This is a genomic window from Rhizobium sp. BK112 (assembly GCF_014193215.1).
Classification (GTDB): Bacteria; Pseudomonadota; Alphaproteobacteria; order Rhizobiales; family Rhizobiaceae; genus Rhizobium; species Rhizobium anhuiense.
In genome coordinates this window covers 220,657-238,792 of the sequence record NZ_JACHYZ010000009.1, presented here as the reverse complement: position 1 = coordinate 238,792, position 18,136 = coordinate 220,657, and the positions used below count along the sequence as shown (strand labels likewise).

General features: G+C 62.6%; 11 protein-coding genes. 3 read left to right on the top strand and 8 right to left on the bottom strand.

The genetic code is table 11. The features are described 5' to 3' along the window. The first annotated feature begins 345 nt into the window (after positions 1-345). Positions 346-7,221 (top strand): hypothetical protein, encoded by a 6,876-nt coding sequence (locus tag FHT75_RS24030; RefSeq protein WP_097622379.1) that lies wholly within the window; start codon positions 346-348, stop codon positions 7,219-7,221. Positions 7,222-7,293: 72 nt separating this feature from the next. Here the strand turns inward: FHT75_RS24030 and FHT75_RS24025 are convergent, their stop codons facing one another. Beyond that, the gene (locus tag FHT75_RS24025; RefSeq protein WP_063474984.1) at positions 7,294-8,043 is read right to left on the bottom strand and encodes an aminoacyl--tRNA ligase-related protein; all 750 of its coding nucleotides are present in this window, start codon (positions 8,041-8,043) and stop codon (positions 7,294-7,296) included. 370 nt (positions 8,044-8,413) lie between these two features. On the opposite strand from FHT75_RS24025, the gene FHT75_RS24020 reads away from it, so the two are divergent. After that, positions 8,414-9,289, top strand: coding sequence for a D-alanyl-D-alanine carboxypeptidase family protein (locus tag FHT75_RS24020; protein WP_063474985.1), 876 nt, complete (start codon positions 8,414-8,416; stop codon positions 9,287-9,289). A gap of 24 nt (positions 9,290-9,313) precedes the next feature. Here the strand turns inward: FHT75_RS24020 and FHT75_RS24015 are convergent, their stop codons facing one another. From FHT75_RS24015 to FHT75_RS23995, 5 genes are all read right to left on the bottom strand, one after another. After that, complete coding sequence (locus FHT75_RS24015) at positions 9,314-10,567, bottom strand: sensor domain-containing diguanylate cyclase (RefSeq protein ID WP_063475197.1); 1,254 nt, start codon at positions 10,565-10,567, stop codon at positions 9,314-9,316. Positions 10,568-10,714: 147 nt separating this feature from the next. Next, positions 10,715-11,326 (bottom strand): ABC-type transport auxiliary lipoprotein family protein, encoded by a 612-nt coding sequence (locus tag FHT75_RS24010; RefSeq protein ID WP_047610060.1) that lies wholly within the window; start codon positions 11,324-11,326, stop codon positions 10,715-10,717. Positions 11,327-11,350: 24 nt separating this feature from the next. Next, a complete protein-coding gene (locus FHT75_RS24005; protein ID WP_047613957.1) occupies positions 11,351-12,721 on the bottom strand; it encodes an MlaD family protein in 1,371 nt (456 codons plus the stop codon). Between the two features lie 9 nt (positions 12,722-12,730). Beyond that, positions 12,731-13,570, bottom strand: coding sequence for an ABC transporter ATP-binding protein (locus FHT75_RS24000; protein WP_063474986.1), 840 nt, complete (start codon positions 13,568-13,570; stop codon positions 12,731-12,733). A 1-nt stretch (position 13,571) separates the two neighbouring features. Further along, positions 13,572-14,741 (bottom strand): ABC transporter permease, encoded by a 1,170-nt coding sequence (locus FHT75_RS23995; protein WP_174824470.1) that lies wholly within the window; start codon positions 14,739-14,741, stop codon positions 13,572-13,574. A gap of 102 nt (positions 14,742-14,843) precedes the next feature. Here FHT75_RS23995 and dgcA point away from each other — a divergent pair, with 102 nt between their 5' ends. Further along, a complete protein-coding gene (dgcA, locus tag FHT75_RS23990; RefSeq protein ID WP_047610067.1) occupies positions 14,844-15,827 on the top strand; it encodes an N-acetyl-D-Glu racemase DgcA in 984 nt (327 codons plus the stop codon). On the opposite strand, the gene FHT75_RS23985 is transcribed toward dgcA, so the two are convergent. Beyond that, positions 15,779-16,999 carry an MFS transporter gene (locus FHT75_RS23985; protein WP_063474987.1) on the bottom strand — a complete coding sequence of 407 codons (1,221 nt, stop codon included), beginning with the start codon at positions 16,997-16,999 and terminating at the stop codon, positions 15,779-15,781. The genes dgcA and FHT75_RS23985 overlap by 49 nt on opposite strands. A 179-nt stretch (positions 17,000-17,178) precedes the next feature. Next, positions 17,179-17,991: a UDP-2,3-diacylglucosamine diphosphatase gene (locus FHT75_RS23980; protein WP_063474988.1), complete on the bottom strand. Its 813-nt coding sequence runs from the start codon at positions 17,989-17,991 to the stop codon at positions 17,179-17,181. Between the last annotated feature and the right edge of the window lie 145 nt (positions 17,992-18,136).

Sequence of the window (18,136 nt, the reverse complement as noted above, 5' to 3'; positions counted from 1 at the left end):
TTAAATATCCCTAAATTATTGGTTTTTAAGCGCTGCCCAGGATTCAAAGATGTTAACAACGGGTTAACGAACCGCAAATCTCAAGCCTTCATTAATTGTGTGAAGAGCCCAGATGTGTCACTACGATACTGGTGGAGCGGGTTTATGGTACGCGCCTTTGCCGAGCGAGTGGATAATGGTAGTGTTTTGATACCTTCCGTTTGAAAAAGCGGCTATCTACTCTGAAATGACATGCTTATCCGTCCGTCGTTGGGATGGAAGGCTGGAACGGCAAAGTTGTCCCCGGGTGAGGCGGAAGCCCGGGATGCGCGGTTGGGCCGGCTGACAGTAACGAGGCATACCCGAATGGCGAACAACAAATATAACGAGTCGATTGAGGACAAGGCGTTCAAGGCATTGGACGAGGCCCTCCAGATCGACTTCAGCAAGGATAACGTACCGTCTCGCCGCGGCGACGCGCCCCAGGCCCCGGAGGCTAATGTGTCTGATCCAGTAAATGCGCGTAACCAGCAGGCCCAGGAAGAGGCGCAGCGGCGCAGCCGCCGCGGTGCCGCCGGCGAGCAGGCTTCCAGGGGGCCGGCCTTCGCGCCCGCCAACGATGCCAGCCGCAACACGCCTGCCTCGATCCTGAAATCCTTCGACGGCGCCTCCAGCCGCTCGGCGGTGCGCACCGCCACGCTGTTCTCCGTGCTTTGGGTCATGGCCGGCCTCGGCCTGATGTCGCTGCTTTATGCTCCGCAGATCTGGCAGATCCGTTCTATCGCCGATCTCGTCGCCCTGCCCGGCGTCATCGCCGGCCTCGTCGGCATCATCATTCCCGTAATGATGTTCTATGCCTTCGCCATCATGATCGCGCGCGCCCAGGACATGCGCAACGCCGCCCGCTCCATGGCAGAGGTGGCATTGCGCCTGGCCGAGCCGGAAACCATTGCCTCCGAGCGCATCATGACCGTCGGCCAGGCCGTGCGCCGTGAAGTCTCGGCCATGAATGAAGGCATCGAGCGCACGATCGCACGTGCGTCCGAACTGGAAACGCTCGTCCATTCCGAAGTCAATGCCCTTGAACGCTCCTATGCCGACAACGAGTTGCGCGTCCGTGGCCTCGTCCACGAACTCGGCTCCGAGCGCGAGGCGATCGTCAATCATGCCGATCGCATCCGTACCTCGATTGGCAGCGTCCACGACCAGTTGAAGGAAGAGCTGTCGCTTGCGACCGAAGAGATCGCGGTGCGGCTTGCCACATCGGGCGAAGCCTTCGCTTCGCTGATCGATACGCGCGCCGCGACGATCCTGGAAAAGTCGGACAGCGCCCTGCAGTCGATGGGCAGCCTGCTTGCCGCCAAGACCGATACCCTGCTGCAGACACTGAACGCATCGGGTTTTGCGCTCGCCACCGAATTCGACAATCGCCTCGAAGCGCTCTCCGTCAATCTCAATGACCATGGCGAAAGGCTGCTCAGCCAGTTCGAGACGCGCGCCTCGACCATGGACAGCAGCACCGAGAAGCTGAATGCGGCGCTGAACGAACGCACGCACCAGCTCAACGAGATCCTGATCGCCCGCACCCGCGAGATCAACGAGAGCCTGACATCGGGCGAACGCACCATTGGCGGCACGCTCGATGACGTTCTGTCGAAGCTGAACAGCGCCCTCGACGAAAAGGGCGCAAGCTTCCGCCAGAGCCTGCAGACCACCGCCGACGACGCCGTCATGGATCTCGACGTACGCTCCGGTTTCTTCGAGGAACGGCTGCAGACGACCGTTGCCCAGTTGTCCACCGCCTTCGACGAGCGCGTCGCAGAATTCACCAGCGCCTTCGACAAACGCACCGGCTCGCTCGACACCAAGCTGATGGAAAGCCTCGCCCGTATCAACGAGACGCTGACCGGCGGCTCGGATTCAATCGACGGCATCCTGAGTTCCGGTATCGACCGGCTTGGTTCGTCGATAACAGACCAGTCGCTGGCGCTCGCCACCGCGCTCGCCACCGGCCATGAGATGCTGGAAAGCACGCTCGGCAGCCGGGCGGAGGAAATCACCACCGCACTCAGCAGCCGCACCGGCGAACTGACCTCGTCTCTGCAGAACGCGACTTCCGAAATCGCGCTGGCGCTTGCATCCGGCACCTCCGAACTGCAGAACAATCTTCAGACACGCTCGGCCGAACTGCGCGACACGCTGCGCACCACCACCACTGAGCTGACGAGCGCCGTTGCCGCCGGCACCGAACAGGTGACGGCTGCCTTCGGCGGTCGCGCCGAGGAGCTGAGCGGCGTGCTTGCGGCGCGTGCGGCTGAGATCACCGAGGCGCTCGGCACGGCCCATGGCCGCATCGACAGCGTCATGGCAGAGCGCGGCGACGCACTTGTGGAGGCGCTGACCACCCACCACGGCCGCTTCGAGGAAGCGCTGGCAACCCGTTCCGACGCCATCCTCAATGCCGTCTCCGGCACCCATGACCGTCTTGCCGAGACGCTCGACGAAAAGGCGATGGCACTCGCCATCTCCCTGAATGAGAGCCAGGCCCGCATCGAAGATACGCTCGAAACCCGCTCCGAAGCGCTGGTGAAAGCGGTATCAGGCACGCATGACCGCCTCTCCGAGACGCTCGACGAAAAGGCGATGGCGCTCGCCATTTCGCTCAATGAAAACCAGGCCCGCATCGAGGATACGCTCGAAACCCGTTCGGCGGCCCTGCTGAACGCCGTGTCCGGCACCCATGACCGGCTTTCTGAAACGCTGGACAGCAAGGCTGCCGCCCTGACGACCTCGCTCGATGAGCGCCATGCCCGCATCGAGGATGCGCTTGGAACGCGCGCCGAAGCGCTGCTGAACACCGTATCCGGCACCCGCGACCGTCTTGCCGAGACGCTCGACGAAAAGGCGATGGCGCTCGCCAGATCCTTGAGCGAGAGCCAGGCCCGTATCGAAAATACGCTCGAAACCCGCTCCGCAGCTTTGCTGAACGCCGTCTCCGGCACCCATGACCGCCTGTCCGAAACGCTGGATGAGAAGGCGATGACGCTCGCCATCTCGCTCAATGAGAGCCAGTCGCGGATCGAAGACACGCTGGAAGCGCGCTCCGAAGCCTTCCTCCAGGCTGTGTCCGGCACGCACGACCGTCTCTCGGAAACGCTCGACGAAAAGTCTGCGGCGCTCGCTGCCTCCCTGAACGAAGGTCAGAGCCGCCTGCAGGACACGCTGGAGAGCCGTTCGGAATCCTTCCTCAATGCGGTCTCCGCCACCCATGATCGTCTGTCGGAAACACTCGACGATCGGGCGATGGCGCTTGCCATCTCGCTGAACGAGAGCCAGAGCCGTCTCGAGGAGACGCTGACAACAGGCGCCGATGCGATCACCAATGCGGTCTCCGGCACGCATCAAGGCCTGAACGGTGTGCTCGACCAAAAGGCCGCCGCCATTGCCGCCTCGCTGACCGAAGGCCAGGCCCGCCTCGAGGAAGCCTTGGGGCACCGCACCGCCGCAATCATCGGCGCTGTAACCGCAACCCACGACCGGCTCACCGATACGCTCGACGAAAAGACGATGGCGCTCGCCATTTCGCTCGACGATAACCAGAGCCGCTTCGACAGTGCGCTCGAAGCCCGCAGCAATGCCATCATGGAAGCGGTCTCCGGTGCCGAGGCTCGCGTCGCCGGCGCCTTCGCCGACAAGACCGATGCGATCCGCACCGCCTATACCGACAATCAGCAGCGGCTCGAAAATGCGCTTTCCGAACATAGCGCCGCCCTCTCTGGCGCTCTCGATGCCGGCGGCGCCCGCTTCGAGGATCTCGTCGGCGGCTTGACCGGCCGCATCGAAAGTCGCCTGACCGATGCCCATACACGGCTCGGAGGCCTCGCCGACGAGGCCGCAGCGCGCATCGAGGGCGGGCTCGCCTCCGCCCATGAACGCATCCGCACGACGCTCGAAGACCGCGCCAATGCCATCGACCTGTCGCTGAGCCAGGCCCATGCGCTGATCAGCGATACGCTGACCGAACAGGCGACCAGCATCGGCACCTCGGTGGCGACGAGCGTCAGCATGCTCGAAATGTCGCTGGAGGACCGTGAAGCCGCGATTCGCCAGGCGATCGATGCCGGCGCCCAGACATTGGAAGATCGCATGCATGCCGGCGCCGGCCAGATCGCCGGCCGCTTCCAGGAGGCGGCGAACGCCATTTCGAACTCCACCCAGGATTTCTCCGCCCATCTCGATCGGTCGGTCGAAAGCCTGACCGGCCGTTTTGAAGAAACCGGATCGCGCGTGGAAGCCGGTCTTGCGGCGATCGAGACCCGCATCCGCGACGGCGTCGGCGGCGTTGCCGAAAAGGTCGAAGCCGCCAGCGGCCAGCTGTCCGGCGTGCTCGCCGACGGCGTCTCCCGTCTCGGTGCGCTCAGCGACGACGCCACTCGGCGCATTTCCGCGACGCTCGAAGGCAGTGCCGCAAACCTCACCCAGGCGATCGACAGCCGCACCGCCAATCTGGCCGAGACGCTGGACAGCCGCACCACAAGCCTGACGGGCGCTATCGACGGCCGCACCGCAAGCCTTGGCGAAACCCTCGACCGCGGCAATGAACGCATCGAGGAACGCCTCTCCACCATGGACCGCGCGCTGACCGTCGGCCTTGAAGCCGTCAATCGCACCATCGAAGGCAAGGCCGCCGGTCTCGCCTCGACACTGCGCAGCGCGGTTGCCGACGCGGCTCAGGGAATGGAAGGCGAAGCGACGAGAACCACCGAACTGCTCGGCAAGACCGGCCAGCAATTCGCCGAGGATCTCAATGCGAAAAGCGACGAATTCACCCGCACCATGGATGAGCGTTCGTCGCAAATCGTCACCCGGGTCGCCGAAGCTCAGAACCGGCTGGCGAGCCAGGCCGCTGCCGTGGCCCAGACCTTCTCGGAAGCCGGCAACGCCATCGTCAACAAGGTCTCCGAGGCCGAGACCATCGTCGGCACGCAGGTCAATGCCATCTCCAAGGTGTTGTCGGATGCCGGCCAGTCTCTGGAGACGCGCGGCAATGCCATCCGCTCGACGCTGTCGGGGGCCGGCAGCGAGATATCCGCCACCATGGCGGATGTCGACCGGGCGCTGGAAGCCCGCAGCAATGCCATCCGCACCAATCTCGAGGAACGTACCCGCGAGATCGATACGACCTTCTCCGACATTGACAAGGCGCTCGAAGCGCGCGGCAACTCGATCCGCTCGACGCTCGACGAGCGCACCCGCGATCTCAACTCGATGCTGGCGGGCCGCTCTGTCGAATTGACGCGCATCCTCGACGAAACGGCTCGCCCGATCATCGACCGCTACACCGATGCCGGCGAGCAGGCTGCCGCCCGCATCACCGCTGCGGCCAACCTCAGCGCCGAGCGTCTGCGCGCCGAAAACGAAGCGCTCGCCAGCGCCGTTGCCGCCCGCACCGAGAATGTCGCCAACGCCGTCAGCGCCATCGAGAACAGCCTGGTCGGTAACGTCAACGGCCTCGTCCAGCGCATGTCGGAAAGCAGTGCGGCAATGGCGATGATGATGAACCGCGCCGCCGAGCAACTGGCCAACGTCGACGGCCGTCTCGGTGACACCACCGCGCGCTTTGCCGACTCCGCCACCAAGGCCGCTGAAATGGTCTCCGCCTCGACCAGGCTTCTTGAAGGCAAGGTCGACCGCCTCTCCGACATTTCGGGCCAGACGCTGTCACAGGTCGGCGGCATCATCGGCCGCTTCGACGAACACTCCAAGGTCCTGACCCAGGCCTCGCAGCTGCTCGGCGCTGCCCAGTCCAATCTCGCCTCGACGCTCGAGGAGCGCGAGAGCGCTCTGCAGACCCTCTCGGTCGGCCTCGTCCAGCGCTCCGCCGAGATCGAAAAGACGATGCAGGGCCTCGGCAGCATGATCGAGACCGTGTTTGAGCGGGCAGAGCAACGCTCCAACCAGGTCACCGGCAATCTGCGCCAGGGCGTGCAGTCTTCCTTCGCCGATATCGGCCGCATTCTTAGCGAAACCGAGAAGCGCGCCCAGGAAGCGGCAGAGACGATGCGCGAGGCGATCACCCGCGCCGGCGACGAGGCCAATACGACGATCGACGGCACCTTCGCCAATGTCGAACGGCGTTCCGGCGATCTCTCCAATCGCATTCGCGGCGGTCTCACCGCCTCGCTGTCGGAAGTCGAGCGCATGCTCGGCGAAGCCGGCCGCGCCTCAGACGGCGCCGCCCAGAACATGCGGGAAGCACTGCGCGAGGCGATCGATGATGCCGTCGGCCGTTTCTCCGGCGCCACCGAAGATATCCGCCGCTCCGCCGCCGACATCCGTAATGAGCTCGACGCCACCCGCGCCGAACTGAAGCGCGGCGCCTTCGATCTTCCCGAGGAAGCCAAGGAAAGCGCCTCGGCCATGCGCCGGGCCGTGGCTGAGCAGATCAAGGCTCTGCAGGATATCTCCCAGCTCGTCGGCCGCTCCAGCCAGCAGCTCGAGATCTCCCAGCCCGTCGCCCGCACGCTAGCCCAGACGCAGCCGGCTCCGCGTCCTGCCCAGCCGGTCGCAGCCCAGCCGCCGCAGCCGGTAGCGCCCCCGTCGATCGAAGCGACGGGCCTGCGTGGAACGATCGCGCCGTCTGCGCCGGCGGCCGCGCCTCAGCGCGCCGCCCCGCAGCCTGCCCCCAGTCGCCCCGAATCAGGGCGCCAGGAAACAGGACGCCAGGAACCGGTGCGCCAGGAACCGGCCCGTCCGGAAAGTGGCGGCTGGATCAGCGATCTCCTGCGCGGCGCATCGCGTGAGGAGGCCGCCGACGAGGCGTCTGCCCGCGCCCCTGCCCGCCCGGCGGAAACTGCCGCGCCGGCCGCGCGTAGCAACGACAGCCGCAATCCGCGCCACGTCGTCGAATCCTTGAACTCGCTCTCGGTCGATATCGCCCGCGCCATCGATCACGACGCCTCGGTCGATCTCTGGCGCCGTTATCAGCGCGGTGAGCGCGATGTCTTCACCCGTCGCCTCTACACGCTGAAGGGCCAGCAGACCTTCGACGAGATCAAACGCAAATACGACCGCGAACCGGAATTCCGCACCGCCGTCGACCGCTACATCGGCGATTTCGAAAAGCTGCTCGCCGACGTCGCCCGCACCGACCCGAACCGCACGGTGACGCAGTCTTACCTCACCTCGGACACCGGCAAGGTCTACACCATGCTCGCCCACGCTGCAGGCAGGCTCACCTGAACTTGCTGATCTGAATCGGATACAGGAAAGCCGCTTGAACATGTGTCAGGCGGCTTTCGTTTTACAATGCCCTCACCGATCGGCCGCTATGTCCCAGTTATGGATACAACGGTCGAGGCCGATGGCGATCTCGAGCACGAGAACGTCATGGTCGACCGCCGCTCCCTTCTTGGGCTCAGACCGGTCGCGCTGCGGAAAATCCGTGCGCCGCGAGATCGAGCAGACTTCCATCCACTTGTCGCCATTGTCGACCTCGATATCCATCGTCACCTCGGAATAGGCCGGCAGCCGGTCGGAGGGCACCATCCGCGTCGGCAGATGGATCAGCGATGCGATCATGCGGCGGACCGGTTCTAGGCAGGCGGCGTGATAGTCGTTGCCACTGTCGGCCGTGAAGGCGCATTGGAATTCGAGCTGCCAGAATTCCTTCAGTCGCATGTGTTTCGTCGGCTGTTCCTGCTCGCGGCGATAGGATCTGCCGGCCTGCCAAACGCAGAGCGGCAGTCGCGTCTTCGAATGATTGCCGAGAATGTGCTGCATGTAGATGTAGGTCGATGGCGTGGTTTCCGGTCGCAGGACCAGCGCGGCATCGCTGGCGGAGAGCTGTTCCTGAACCCAGATATCGGCGTTCGAATAGGCGCTCGACACCAGCGCCTGCGGCATCAGCGCCGGCGCCTCGACCCTCCTGACATCCCAGGCCGGATTGACCGACCTGAGAAAACTGCGGACCTCTTGCGAGAAGAAGGCGATCATATGATCGCGCAGATGGATCTCACGCTCCTCCCAATGGACGAGCGAATTGACATGATTAAGATTGAGCACGGTGCCTGTCTCCCTGGCAACCTTGATTGGCGTGGTGAGGGGCTTTACGTCCAGCAGCGCGCCGGACGCCCGCAGCGCTCCGACGTCACAGCAGGACGCGAAGACCTCGTCCGCCAAAAGCGCGCACCGTCACGACCTGCAGGCAGGTGCTGATATGACGGGAGAAAAGCGCGGGCTTCATGCTCATGGCGAGTTTTCTACGTGCCGGGCGCATCCTTGTCAAAACCGAAAACGGTGAGACAAAAGGAACCAGCTGTGGATGACCCTTTTTTATTGCCCCTCGTCCTTCATTCCGTCACAAACTTTTATAATCCGCTGCATTCAGGCCAACGGCCCACTCGATCATCGAAACGACAGAGACAGCACATTGATGACCAAGACGACATCCCGGCTCCTTGCCACGGCGCTCTCTTCCCTTTTCCTGACGGGCGCTTTCACTCTGGCTGAGGCGGGCCAGGCAAGCTTCGTCGTCGATGCGCAGTCCGGTCAGGTCCTCGAAAGCTCCAATCAGGACGACCTGAACTATCCGGCGTCGCTGACCAAGATGATGACGCTCTATCTTGCCTTCGAGGCCCTGCATGACGGGCGCCTCAACTGGGACCAGAAGCTCACCATGTCGGAAAATGCCGAGAGCAAGGAGCCTTTCAAGCTCGCCGTCGGCGCCGGCCGCAAGGTGACGCTGCGCGAAGCGGTCGAGGGAATCGTCGTGCTGTCGGCCAATGATGCGGCGGTGGCGATCGCCGAGCAGCTTGGCGGCTCCGAACAGGCTTTCGCCGAGGCGATGACCGGCAAGGCACGCCAGCTTGGCATGCAGGACACGGTCTTCAAGAATCCGTCGGGTCTTCCCGATCCGGAGCAGGTCACCACGGCGCGTGACATGGCCACACTCGGAATTTCGCTGATGCGGGACTTCCCCGAGGAGTTCAAGCTCTTCTCCATGCGCGGCTTCCAGTTCCGCGGCATGAAGCTGCGCGGCCATAACAACCTCATGTATCGCTATGACGGCGTCGACGGCATCAAGACCGGCTATACCGACGCTTCGGGCTATAACGTCGTGACGTCGGCGCAGAAGGATGGCCGCCGCGTGGTCGGCGTCGTCATGGGCGAAAAGACCGCGAGCCTGCGCGACGACAAGATGGCAAGCCTGCTGGACAGCACCCTGCCGGCGTCATCGACCACCACAGCTTCCACGACACCCGGCAGCCAGCCGGGAGCGACGATGACGGATTCGCAACCGACGAAGTAGCTCCGGCAGGTTTTTGCTGACGGCTTATCTGAAAGCCACCTCCAGGTGTTGCCGGTCTTGGGCGATCACCCTGCAATTCGTTTCGAAGCCTTCGCCTTTGATGGCAAGGATGAATTCCGGCGGAATGCCTGACGTATTGGAGACCGAAATGCCGGCGCTCTCCGAACCGATGGACTTGACGGTGCAGTCGATGGTCGAGCGTCGATCGTTGAACAGGATCGAACCCGCCTTCAGCACCCGCCGTCGCGCGCCGATGGCGTGATCGGCGTGGATGGAACTCCACGACACGCAACGATTCCGTCCGCTGTGCTTGGCTTGATACATCGCGGCATCGGCTTGGGCCAGCAGGGTCTCGATTTCCTTGCTGACGATCGAGAGCGCCGACGTTCCGAAGCTGGCCGTAACGGTCAGGGCGCCGTGATCGCCGCGAATGATCTCAGAGGCGATGGCGGCTCTGAGTTTCTCGGCGACGGCGAGTGCACCTTCCCGGTCGACATGCGGCAGGATAACGCCAAACTCCTCGCCTCCAAGACGGCCGAAAAGATCACCGGCTCGGAGTGCCGTCCTGCAGACCGCTGCCACCGCCTTGAGAACCTCGTCGCCTGCGGCATGCCCATGCGTATCGTTCACCTGCTTGAAATGATCGATATCGAAGACGATGCACGAGAGGTCATGCTTATGCCGCAGAGCGAGCGAAATCAGCTGATCGGCCTCCTGCTTGAAGGCACGCCGTGTCATCGTCTCAGTGAGGCTGTCGGTGGCGGCCGATTGCATGAGCTCGATGCGGTCCATAGCCGCCCCCGCCAGCTCCTGGAGGATGCTAAGGTCTGTGTTGCCGAACGATCTTGGCCGACGGTCGATGGCGCATACCGTCCCGATCATGTGCCCGGCTTTTGTTCTCAGCGGCACGCCGGCATAAAAGCGGATATGGTCTTCGCCTGTCACTGCAGGATGCTTCGAAAAGCGGGCATCCTTCGTGGCATCCTGCACGATAACAGGCTCGTCACAGTCCACAACGCAGCGGCAAAACGTGTCTTCGAGCGATACCTCGTCGGCCGAAAGGCCGGAGCATGCCTTGTACCACTGCCGATGCGCATCGATCAGGGATACGATGCCGATCTCGATGGAAAATATCTGCTTTATCAGGCGTACGATCCGCTCGAAGCCTTCGTCCCTCGGCGTATCGAGAAGGTCGAGCTGCTGCAGCGCAGCCAACCGAGCATTTTCGCGCTGAATCGCTTCCGACGACGACTTTCCGAATACGCGTGCGACCACCATGCAGCATGCCTCCTGATAGCGATAACATGATGCGTTCCACAAATTCATGAAGAAATTGAATACGATGGCGGCCCCAAACTCATGAGGCCAAATATTCTTCAGAATCAGCAACCCTTGATGTCGACGCAGCGGTCGCGACACGCCATCTCAGATTGAGCGCAGCGTCCAGCTGACGATCTCGGAGACAACCGTGGAGAAGGCGCGGTCGAGACCCTTGACGAAGCCGACATTGTCGCCGCCGGCCGGTGCCGTGGCGCGGAACACCTTCTGGGCGCGCACCGAGCCGTTGCGGTCGTTGAGGATCTTGGCCGAGATTTCGACCACAGCCTGATTGCCGCTCGACGCATCGATCTCGAAGGAGCGGATATCGGTGACGACCTGGTAGTCGATCGCCAGCCCCTGCCCCGGCATGCCAACGCCGCCGAGCTTGCCGGAGTTCTCGAAAGCTTCCACCAGCTTCGACTGTACAATGCGCGGCAGCTTGTCGCCCCACTGCGCCCGCGAGAGATACTGAATTTCCGAAGACGAAACACGGATGACGATCTGCTCGCTGTCGAGCGCCCGCAGCGCCGTCGGGCTGGCGATCAGGACCTGGCGGGATTTGGCCGCAGGCCCGTCGCCGTCGACGGCGGCGGACAGGTCATAGGTATCGTTCTTGGCCGCGGTGCCGCACCCCGAAAGGATCAGCGCCGTCAGCGGCAGCGCGATCACCGTTCCCTTGATCCACGAACGGCGCGACAACAGATGCGATGCGACCATATTAGGCTACCCCTGACTTCCCAGTTAACGCCGCGTCCGGCCGTCATATTGCTTGACCGTGTCCCCGCCGAAGATCAGGCGCTGCGGATTGCGGTCGAAGTTGGTGATCGTATCGTTCAGATTGTTCACGGTTCCGCGCATGTCGTTGACGAGAGTCTGCACGTCGCGCAAGCCGCCACTCGAAAATTTCTGCAGATTGTCGGCGATCGGGCCGATGCGCGAATTCAGGTTGTCGGCCACCTTCTTGAAGGATTCCAGCGTATCGCGCGCTTCAGTGAACAGCGATTGCGTATTGTCGGTTCCAAGCAGGGCATCGACTTTGATGAGAATGCCGTCGATGCGGGTCGAGGCCGAATTCAGCTTATTGGCGAGCTGCGAGACGTCCTGGATCGTCTGGTCGATATCCTTCTGCCGCGATGAAACCGTGTTGGCGACATCGCGAATCGAGGCGACGGCGGTGCGCGCATCCTTGGTCGCTTGCGCGATGTCGTCGACGGAACCCTTCACCTTTGCCGGGTCGATCTGGGCGACGAGCGTATCGACGCGGTCGAGTGTGGCCTGCGCCTGCTTGCCGAAATCGTTGAAGGTGGTGGCAGTCTGGTCGAACTTCTGGATCGCACCCTTGAGGTCGCCCGAGGCATCGGCAACATTGGCGGTGAGCTTCTCGGCATTGGAAACGATGTTGTCGATCTTCTGCGCATCGACCGCCTTGACCAGCTCTTCGACGGCCTTGAGCGTCGAGTCGACGCGGCCGGAAACCGCCTTCACCGTCTCCGAAAGCTGGCCGACGCTCTGCAGGAAGGAGTCGATATTGCCGGAATTCTTGGCAAGCGCGTCCGAGAAAGTCTCGGCATTCTTAAAAGTCTCGGTCAGCGGCCCGCGCGAATCCTCGATGAAACCCTGAAGTTCGCCGACCGCGTCGTTGGCGCGATCGAGGATCTTGTCTGCGGTCGCCAGAAGATTGGTGACGCTTGACTGGTCGGCGACGATGACGGCGCGTTTGTTATTGTCGATCGCATGCTGGAGGATGCTTTCCTCGCCCTTGCGGCCGCCTGAGAGTTCGATATAGGCGGCCCCGGTCAAGCCCTGGATTTCAAGGGCGGCCTTGGTGGACGGGTAGATCGGCGCATCGGTGCGCACCTGGGTGAAGGCCAGCGAATATTGCGGATCGTCGGCATCGATCGACAGTGTCTGCACCGAGCCGATCTGGATGCCGTTGAAGCGCACCGGCGAGCCGACACTAAGGCCGTTCGCCGATCCTGGAATCCGAACGATCAGTTCCGTCATCGGGCCGCCACGGCCATACTCCGCCATCCAGTAGACGAAGCCGAAGGCAGCCGCGATCACCAGCACCGTGAAAAAACCGACAATCGTGTAATTGGCTTTGGTTTCCATCTTATCCGGTCACTTCCCGCTGCTGCCGTGCCGCACGCCATTGTCCCGCGGCACGATCGACCGCGCCCGCTTACCCTTGAAATAGGCCTGCACCCACGGATCGTCATAGGCCAGCATGTCGTCGATCGTGCCTTCCACCATTACCCGCTTCTTTCCGAGCACGGCAATACGGTCGCAGACCGAAAACAGGCTGTCGAGGTCATGCGTTACCATATATACGGTCAGTCCCAGACTATCGCGCAGGTTGGCGATCAGTTCATCGAATTCGGCAGCGCCGATCGGGTCGAGACCCGAGGTCGGTTCGTCCAGGAAGACGAGTTCCGGATCGAGCGCCAGCGCGCGGGCAAGGGCGGCGCGCTTAATCATGCCGCCGGAGAGTTCGGACGGGTATTTGTCGGCGGCGTCAGCGGCAAGCCCGACCATACGGATCTTCAGATGCGCCAATTCGTCCATCAGCGAGCGCGGCAGATCGAGATATTCGCGCATCGGCACCTGGATATTTTCCTTGACCGTCAGCGACGAAAACAGCGCACCCTGCTGGAATAGTACGCCAAGCCGCATATCGAGCGCGTTGCGCTGGGGTTCGTCGAGTTCGTCGAAATCCTGGCCAAGGATCTTGATTGTGCCGGAGCGGCGCGGCAGCAGCCGGAGCACGGTGCGCATCAGCACGGATTTGCCGGTGCCCGACGCGCCAACGAATCCGAGAATCTCGCCGCGATAGATATCGAGGTTCAGATTGTCGAGCACCACTTTGGAGCCGAAGCCGACGGTGACCTCGCGCGCCGAGAGCACGACATCCCTGCCCTGTCCTTCGCTTTCGATCGGTTGCTCGTTCACGGGGCTCGCCATGCTAGAAGTTGATCGCTGCATAGAACATCGCAAATAACCCGTCCATCAGGATGACGACGAAAATCGCCTTCACCACCGCGGCCGTTACGTGCTGGCCGAGCGATTCCGCGCTGCCGCCGACCTTCAGCCCTTCGACGGCGGCGACAATGCCGATGACGAGTGCCATGAACGGCGCCTTGATCATGCCTGAGAGCACCGTCGACAGCGTCACCGCCTCGTGCAGACGCGCCAGGAAATTGGCGAAGGTGATGCCGGAATAACCCCAGGCGACCGCAGCCGCACCGGCGAGCGACGCGAAATTCGCCAGCACCGTCAGAAGCGGCAGCGCGATGGTCAGCGCCACCAGACGCGGGAAGATCAGCACACCGATCGGGTTCAGCCCCATCACCTTCAGCGCGTCGATCTCTTCGCGCATCTTCATCGAGCCGATTTCGGCGGTGATCGCGCTGCCCGAACGGCCGGCGATCATGATCGAGGTGAGAAGCACGCCGATTTCGCGCAATTGCAGAATGCCGACGAGATCGACGACGAAAACCTCGGCGCCGAAGTAGCGCAGCTGGAAGGCGCCCTGCTGGGCGATGATCGCCCCGATCAGAAACGACATCAGGAGGATGATCGGAACGGCGCGAACGCCCATATGGTCGATCTGGTTGACGATCGAGGCCGGCGAAACGCCGCTGCCGCGCCCGAATTTCATCTGCGCACCACGCACCGCCGAGCCGAGGATATACATGGCGGCGGCGAAATTGTCCCAGACCTCGTAGGTCATCTTGCCCACGGGCGCGAAGATGCGCGCGACGAGCGAGACCTTCTCCTGCTGCTCCGGCTCGGGTTTGGCCGGCTCCTCGGAAAACATCGCCAGCATTTCGTCGATATGCTGATTGGTGCCTTCGAAGCGAACCGTCCGTCCAGCCGCCTCCTCTTCCTTCTTCAGCCGGCACAGCAGCCAGATTCCGGCGGTATCGATATCCGAAATATGCGAGAGGTCGACAGTCAGGTCGCCGGCCTTCTGATGAAGGAGCTTTTCGAAGTCGCGCAGCACGAAATGAATATAGGCGCTGCGCCAATTGCCTCTGAGACGCACATGCTGCCCCGAACCATCGGCCTGGTCGTCCACGTCAAGCGAGGCAGCGTTGCGATTCTCGGCGTTCAAGATACTTATGTCTTTCAAGGCTTACAGCAACTTGCCGCGAATCGCGAACGGACCGTTCGACGACCGGCGCGTCAATATACAGAAGCAACGTGCAATTTCCATGCTCGCAGGACAGCAATAATGCCGCGCACCCTCGATATCCAGATGAATTCCTTTCCGATTGCCGGGACTTTCACCATCTCGCGCGGCGCCAAGACCGAGGCCGATGTCATCACCTGTACACTCGCCGAAGACGGTGCCCGGGGGCTTGGCGAATGCGTGCCCTATCGCCGCTATGGCGAGACCATGGAGAGCGTTTTCGCCCAGATCGAGGCCGCGCGTCCGCTGGTCGAGGCAGGCATTTCGCGCAGCGACCTGCTGTCGGCGATGCCGCCGGGCGCTGCGCGCAACGCCGTCGATTGCGCCCTCTGGGACCTGGAAGCGAAACGAACGGGTGAAAGCGTCGCCGTCCGTCTCGGCCTTGCCGATCTGAAGCCGCTCACCACCGCCTACACCATCTCGCTCGGTGAGCCGGAGGTGATGGCCGCCCAGGCGCGCGAACATGCCGGCCGCGCACTGCTCAAGGTCAAGGTCGGAACCGGCGATGATGAAAGCCGCATCCGCGCCGTCCGCGCGGCCGCACCCGATTCCAAAATCATCCTTGACGCCAATGAGGGCTGGCCGGAAGCGGTGCTCGAACGCCACCTCAATATCGCGGCGCAAGCGGGGGTGGCGCTCGTCGAACAGCCGCTGCCGGCTGGCCGCGATGGGATGCTTGCCGAAATCCGCCGCCCGCTCCTCGTCTGCGCCGACGAGAGCGTCCACCACACCGGCGATCTCGCAAGCCTCGCCGACCGCTATGACGCGATCAACATCAAGCTCGACAAGACCGGCGGCCTGACGGAGGCCCTGGCAATGAAGGCCGAGGCCGAACGGCTTGGATTCGGCATCATGATCGGCTGCATGGTCGGCACCTCGCTTGCCATGGCGCCGGCCGTGCTGCTCGCCCAGACTGCCGATTTCGTCGATCTCGATGGTCCGTTGCTGCTTGCACGCGACCGCGAGCCCGGCCTGCGCTACGCCGCTTCCCTGGTCTTTCCGCCGGAAAGCACCCTCTGGGGCTGAAGATAATAGGCTGAGATGACGAGGCCGAGGCCGGAGAGCGCGACCAGCGCCATGACGTAATAGCTGACGACACCGAGCCAGGAATAGAGATAACCCGACGTCAACGTCATCAGCGCCATCGCCATGCCGACATAGAAGAAATAGGCGCCCTGCGCCGATGATTCCTGTGTTTCCTGCACCGTCGCCATGATCCGCCGCTGCACACCGGTATGCACGAAGGCATAGGTGAAGCCGTGGAAACACTGCAGCAGAAAGAAACCGACAAAGCCCGTATTCATCGGAAACAGGATCCAGCGGCAGACGCTGACGGCGCAGCCGAAGCGGATCAGCGTCCAGGCGTTGAAGCGCCGGTTGAGACGTTTCGACAGGAAAAACACCGTTACCTCCGAAGCGACGCCGGCGCTCCAGAGTAGGCCGACTTGCGTGCCGGAGAAGCCGAGTTGATGCCAGTAGATCGAGGAAAAAGCGTTGAGCACAGCGTGGCTCGACTGCTGGATGGCGACGCCGATCAGAAGCAGCAGCAGATGCGGCTCGCGCAACCCGCTGCCGGTGGCGGCCGGAATGTTGATCGGCTGGCCGCGCCGCCGCGTCGGCCCGATGCGCGGACAGAAGATCGCCATGACGACGGTCATGATGAAGCCGAACACCATGATATCAAGCACCATCTCGCCGCCCCACCGGCTGATCAACTGGCCACCGACCAACGTCGAGACGATGAAGGCGATAGAGCCCCACACGCGCATCGATCCGTAATCGAGCCCCCAACGGCGCACGCCCGAGATGACGATCGATTCGACGACGGGTACATAGGGCGCGAAAGTGGCGCCCTGCAGCGCATAGACGATCGTCACAGGCCAGAAGGTCGTCGTCCAGAAGAGCGCAATCGCCGTCAGCAGCGACAGGCAGCCAGACCAGAGCAAGACGTCGGCGCGTTCCTTCAAGCGATCGGCGATCATGGCGACGACAGGCGCCACCAACACGCGAACCACCATCGGTATGGCAAGGATGATGCCGATCTCGTGATCGCTGAAGCTGTGGGTTGCGAGCCAGACGGGAAAGAACGGCAGAACGATGCCGTTGACGAGCAGCGGCGCACAATAGGAAAGCGCGCTGAGCAGCCGGAAGCGCGGCGGCGCTCCCTCACCCGTCGGGGAATGTTGAGCGGGAATCATGGGCGGACCTGAAGGAAACTGGACGTTGTCCTAACACGCCACCCTGGAGGCGACTATTGCGAGAAATAGCCGTTCTGAAACGTTTTAGAAAATAAATAGGGCCTGTCACCTGACGGTAACGGCTAAATTCTTGGGAGCGCGGGCACGGATGTGCCAGCACAAAAATCAGGCCGCCAAAATCAGGCAGCTTGGGGGGCGAGTTCGCCCTCGTCATGCATTTCGATGGCGGCAAGCGCCGGCACGCTGCTGGCGAGCGCCCGCCAGGTGATCAGTTCGAACGTACCGTCCTCGTGCTCGGCGACCGCCGTGCAGCTTTCCACCCAATCGCCGGTGTTGATGTAGCGGATGCCGTCCATGTCCTGAATGATGGCATGATGGATATGTCCGCAGATCACGCCGTCGGCGCCGTTTTTGCGGGCTTCTTCAGCCACGACGCGCTCGAATTCACCGATGAAGTTGACGGCATGCTTGACCTGCAGCTTGGCCCAGGCCGAGAACGACCAGTAGGGCATGCCGAGCCGGCGGCGCACCGCCGCCAGGAGAATGTTGATGCGGATCGCCGTATCGTAAGCCCAGTCGCCGAGATAGGCGAGCAGCCGGGCGTTGCGGACGACGACGTCGAATTCGTCGCCGTGCAGGATCAGGTATTTCTTGCCGTCGGCGCCGTCATGCATCATGCGCTCGACGACCTCGATGCCACCGAAATGCATGCCCGGGAAGTCTCGCAGGAATTCGTCGTGATTGCCGGGAATATAGACGACGCGGGTGCCCTTGCGCGCCTTGCGCAGCAGTTTCTGAACGACGTCATTGCAGACCTGTGGCCAATACCAGCTGCGCTTCAGACGCCAGCCGTCGACGATGTCGCCGACGAGCACGATCGTATCGGCTTCGTGGTGGCGCAGGAAATCCAAGAGGAAGTCGGCCTTCGCGGCCTTCGAGCCGAGGTGGACATCGGAAATGAAGAGCGTGCGGAAATGTCTGGGTTCCATCATGTCTTTCACGAGCTGCCGCTCATGTCCCCATCTTTCATCTAACCTTCCAAAACCAGACTCGTGTTTCAGGATGATGACAAGATGTGGAAAAGCGCTGCAAACCGCTCATCCCCCGCGGGCAGAATGCCCGTCGCCGCGCGGGCAG